Source organism: Deinococcus pimensis DSM 21231 (genome assembly GCF_000519345.1).
In the GTDB taxonomy this organism is placed as follows: domain Bacteria; phylum Deinococcota; class Deinococci; order Deinococcales; family Deinococcaceae; genus Deinococcus_A; species Deinococcus_A pimensis.
Map to the genome: position 1 here is coordinate 38115 of NZ_KI912636.1, position 4453 is coordinate 42567.

At 72.2% G+C, this 4453-nt stretch carries 6 protein-coding genes; 2 read left to right on the forward strand and 4 right to left on the reverse strand.

Features of this window, described 5'->3' with window-relative positions; translation table 11 throughout:
• The 4 genes from DEIPI_RS0108020 to DEIPI_RS0108035 form a co-directional block, all read right to left on the reverse strand.
• Positions 1-207, reverse strand: a 207-nt coding sequence (locus DEIPI_RS0108020; protein WP_027481431.1) for a putative dsRNA-binding protein, incomplete at its 3' end; no start/stop codon positions are given.
• Positions 208-277: 70 nt separating this feature from the next.
• Positions 278-1057 carry an ABC transporter permease gene (locus DEIPI_RS0108025; protein ID WP_027481432.1) on the reverse strand — a complete coding sequence of 260 codons (780 nt, stop codon included), beginning with the start codon at positions 1055-1057 and terminating at the stop codon, positions 278-280.
• Between the two features lie 18 nt (positions 1058-1075).
• Positions 1076-2035: an ABC transporter ATP-binding protein gene (locus DEIPI_RS0108030; protein WP_045233906.1), complete on the reverse strand. Its 960-nt coding sequence runs from the start codon at positions 2033-2035 to the stop codon at positions 1076-1078.
• 45 nt (positions 2036-2080) lie between these two features.
• Complete coding sequence (locus tag DEIPI_RS0108035; RefSeq protein ID WP_027481434.1) at positions 2081-2743, reverse strand: PIG-L deacetylase family protein; 663 nt, start codon at positions 2741-2743, stop codon at positions 2081-2083.
• Between the two features lie 83 nt (positions 2744-2826).
• Between DEIPI_RS0108035 and DEIPI_RS0108040 the strand changes: the two genes are divergently transcribed.
• The gene (locus DEIPI_RS0108040; protein WP_045233907.1) at positions 2827-3807 is read left to right on the forward strand and encodes a GNAT family N-acetyltransferase; all 981 of its coding nucleotides are present in this window, start codon (positions 2827-2829) and stop codon (positions 3805-3807) included.
• Between the two features lie 96 nt (positions 3808-3903).
• Positions 3904-4453 (forward strand): prepilin peptidase (locus DEIPI_RS29575; RefSeq protein ID WP_045233908.1); only part of this gene is annotated, 550 nt, incomplete at its 3' end.

Consider the following 4453-nt stretch of genomic DNA (forward strand, 5'->3'; position numbering starts at 1 on the left):
GCCGAGGGCGCGCAGGGCCTCCTCGGCGGCGGCGCGTTCGGCGTCGCGTTTGGTGCGGCCGGAGGCGCGCGCGGTGACGTCGCCTTCGATGAGGACGGTGGTGGTGAACTCGGGAGCGTGCGGCGGGCCGTCCTGGACGGTGTGGAATTCGGGGGTGCCGAGGCCGCGCGCCTTGGCGAGCGTGATGAGGTCGCCTTTGGGATTCATGGGTGAGTCCATTCTAAGAGTTCGTGGCCCGTCGCGGGTGCGCGGCGGGCCACGGGAAGGCAGGGTCGGTCTAGACGTCGCGGCGTTCGAAGGTGAACAGCGCGAGCAGGCTGAAGCCGACGGTGTAGATCAGCAGGTAGATGAGGGAGTTGCGGAGCTGCACGGGGTCCTGGACGGTGTAGAGCCCGAGGTGCGTGGTGAGCAGCAGCTGCTGGAGCTTCTCGGGGAACACGACGAGCTGGCGCAGCATCAGCAGGGTGGCGAGGGTGGCGAGGGCGGCGGCGGCGGTGTTGAGGAGCGCCACGCCGAGCAGCAGCGCGAGCGTCGCGACGGACATCAGCGCGAAGGCCGCGAGGACGTAGGCGCGTGTGATCTCGCCGAGGGCGTCGCCGGGCGTGAGGAGGCCCACGCCGACCCAGGAGCCGGGCCCGAGGCCGGTGCCGCCCGCGAACTCGCCGAGCCCGAGGCGCGCTCCGGCGACGAGGCTGCCGACGAACAGGACGGCGAGGAGCACGACGGGGTAGCTGAGCGCCGCGACGAGCTTCACGCCGACGAGGCGGGCGCGGCTGAGGGGCCGCAGCAGCAGGGGCGCGAGGGTGCCCTGCGCGACCTCGCTGCCGATGAGTTCGGCGCAGGTGACGGCGATGAGGATGGGCAGCAGGACGTCCACGGCGGGCGCGAGCGCGAGGGCGGGCACCTGCCAGCCGCTGACGAGGACGAGGCCGTAGAGCTGCTGGAGCCGGGGCGAGAAGCTCCAGATCCAGGGCAGGACGAGGCAGACGACGAGGGCGAGCCGCACGGAGCGGAAGCCGATCATCTTGCGGTATTCGAGCAGGAGCAGGTTGAGCACGCGGGTACCTCTTGGCCGTCAGTTCTGGAGTCGTTCGCGGTAGTACTCGTACAGGTCGAAGAGGTCCGGCGCGGCCTCGAAGACGCGGACCCCTTCGAGCGCGAGGCGCGAGAGGGCCTCGGGGACGGCGGCCTCGCTGACGAGTTCCGCGACGGCGTACGGCGGGCGGGGCGCGGCGCGGTTTACGAAGGGTTGCGCGCCGAGGACGTTCGCGGCGCGGACGGGGTCGTCGACGCGGAAGCGGTAGGCGCTGTGGCGCGAGCGCAGGTCGACGGTGTCGACGAGCCGTCCGCCGGAGAGGATGCCGACGGTGTGGGCGTAGCCGGCGATCTCACGCAGGTGGTGGCTGGACAGGATGACGGCGCCGCCCGCCTCGGCGTGCTCGGCGACGATGCGGTGGATGAGGCTGATGCCGAGGGGGTCGAGGCCGCTGGTGGGCTCGTCGAGGATGAGGACCTTGGGTTCGGCGAGGATGGCGGCGGCGACGCCGAGGCGCTGGCGCTGGCCGAGGGAGTACTCGCTGATTCTGCGGTCGGCCATGCGGGTGAGCTCGACGAGGGCGAGGACCTCGCGGATGCGCGCCTCGCCGACGCGGGTGCCGCCACGTCCCTGCGAGGCGAGGCGGGCGTGGAGGCGCAGGTTGGCGCTGCCCGTGAACTGCGGGTAGAACTTCGCGGGCGCCTCGACGACTGCGCCGAGGAGGCTGCGGGCGCGGCTGCCCTCCTCGTGGACGTTGTGGCCGAGCAGGTGGACGTCCCCGCTGGTGGGGAAGGCGAGGCCGGTCATGCAGCGGATGAGGGTGGTCTTGCCGGCGCCGTTGGGGCCGGTGAGCGCGTAGACCTCGCCCGCGCTGACGGAGAGGTTGACCTCTTCGAGCACGACGGTGCGTCCGTAGCGCTTGCCGAGCCCGCGGACGGCGACGGCGGTGCGGTCGGCCGTCTGCGCGGGTCGGGAGGTCGTCTGCGGTTCCTGGATCACACGGTCAGCTTACCAGGGGGGTGAGCAGGGCGTGAGGCGGTTATTTCACTCGGATGAAGCCGCCTTCTCATTCGGGGGCGCGGCGCGGTGGAAGGTCTCGGTCGGGATGCGCTCGGCGAAGCGCCGGAAGAAGTCCACGGTGGAGAGCGCCTGCGAGCGGTGACAGGCGATGGCGCGCAGCTTGCGGGTCAGGAAGGGCGAGACGTCACGCGTGACGTTCGGCGGGAGGTACTCGGCGTGCAGCGCCTCGTTCTCCGGGAGGGGACCCGCGTAGTACCACAGCTCGGGTCGGGGCTCCGGCAGGGCCTCCCAGGCGAGCCGCACGGCGCGGTGCGTGGCGACGTGGTCGGGGTGACCGTTGCTGCCGTTCGGGGGGAAGGTCAGGACGATCTCCGGACGGAGCGTCTCCATCGCCTCGCGGGCCACCTCCGCGAGTTCCTCCACCGGGATGTCCCGTAGACCGCCGTCGGGGTAGCCGAGGTGCCGGTGCTCGTGCACGCCGAGCTCGTCGAGGCAGGCGCGCAGCTCGCCCTCGCGCAGCGCGGCGAGCGCCTCGGGCCCGTCGGCGAGGCCGAGGGTGCGGCCCTTCTCGCCGCGCGTGAGGGTCACGAGGCCCACGCGGTGCCCCGCCTCCACGAACTCCATGATGGTTCCGCCCGCCCCGTACACCTCGTCGTCGGGATGGGGCACGATCAAGAGCAGCTTCATGCGGGCACGCTAGCACGAGGGGCGCACACCCCCTCGGCCAGTCGGCGGATGCCGCCCTGACGCCTGGCCCGCAGCATGGACTCATGACCGCGCGCACGACCGGCCTCATTGTCCGCCCCTCCCGTCCCGACGACCTGCCCGCCATCGCAGACGTGCTGAGCGCCACGTGGCCCGACACGCCCATGACGCCCGAGCGGCTCGCGCAGGACGACCACGAGCGCGCGCAGGACGCGCGTCTGCGCTCGGAGCGTCTCGTCGCGGAAGTGGAGGGCCGCGTCGTCGGCGTCGCCGCGTACGAGCAGGCGTCCGGGATGTACCACCCGCGCAAGTTCATCGTGTGGACGCGCGTCCACCCGGACTTCGAGGGGCGAGGCGTGGGCCGCCGCCTCTCGGACGAGCTGGATGCCCGGCTCGCGGAGCTCGACCCGATCTCGCTGCTCGCCTGGACGCGCGAGGACCACGCGCGCGGCGTGCGCTTCCTCGCCGCACGCGGCTTCGAGGAGCGGATGCGGTACTTCGAGTCTCGCCTCGACGTGACCGCCTTCGATCCCGCTCCCTTCGCGGGCGCCGTGGAGCGCGCCCGCGCGGAGGGTTTCCGCCTCGTGACGCTCGCGGACCTCCCGGACGACGAGGTCACGCGCCGCCGCCTCTACGAGCTCTTCGCGGAGGTCCGTCTGGACGTGCCGCGTCCCGAGCCCGCCACGGAAACGCCGTACGAGCGCTTCGTCGCGTGGACCTTCGGCAGCCCGTACCTCCTGCGCGACGGCTACTTCGTCGCGATCGAGGAGTCGACGGGCGAGTGGGCGGGCCTGTCGGTGCTGTGGTCCTCCGATGGGGACTACCTGCAGACGGGCCTCACGGGCACCCGCGCGAGGTTCAGGCGTCGGGGGCTCGCGCTGGCCCTCAAGCTCATGGCGGTGGAGTACGCGCGCTCGCGCGGCGCGCGGGAGATCCGGACGGGCAACGAGACGAACAACCGTCCCATGCTCGCCATCAACGAGCGGCTCGGCTTCGTGAAGGACCCCGCCTGGGTGGACCACGTGAAGGTCCTCGCGGAGGAATGATCCTGCCCGGCCCCGTGCCCGTGCGAGTTTTTCCACACGTGAGCGAGCGGGTCTTGGCCCTCATCTCACCCAGTCCTCAGCCGTTAGACTGACCCTGTGACGCCTGACGCCTTCGTGGTCCTCGTGCTCGCCCTGCTGGGCGCCCTGATCGGGTCCTTCTCCAACGTCCTGATCTACCGGATGCCCCGCCGGGAGTCGGTGGCGTTCCCGCCGTCGCACTGCCCCTCCTGCGACCGGCCCCTCTCCCCCATCGACCTCGTGCCGATCCTGTCCTGGGCGTTCCTGCGCGGACGCTGCCGCACCTGCAGGGCGCCCATCAGCGCCCGCTACCCGCTCGTGGAGCTCCTCACGGCCCTCGGGTACGCCCTGCTGGGCATCCTGCTGCCCTGGTCGCAGGTCGGCGTGACGCTCGTCGGGCTGTGCGCGCTCTTCACGCTGCTGCTCGTCATCGCCTTCATCGACGCGGAGACCCGCACCATCCCCGACGAGCTGGTGCTGCCCGGCATCGCGCTCGGCGTGCTCGTCGGCCTCCTCAACGAGCGCGGCGGCGGCGCCGCCGCCGGCCTCCCCGACCTCGCGCGGGCCTGGCAGGGCGCGCTGCTCGGCGCGGGCGTGATCTCCCTTATCGCGATCTTCGGCGCGTGGG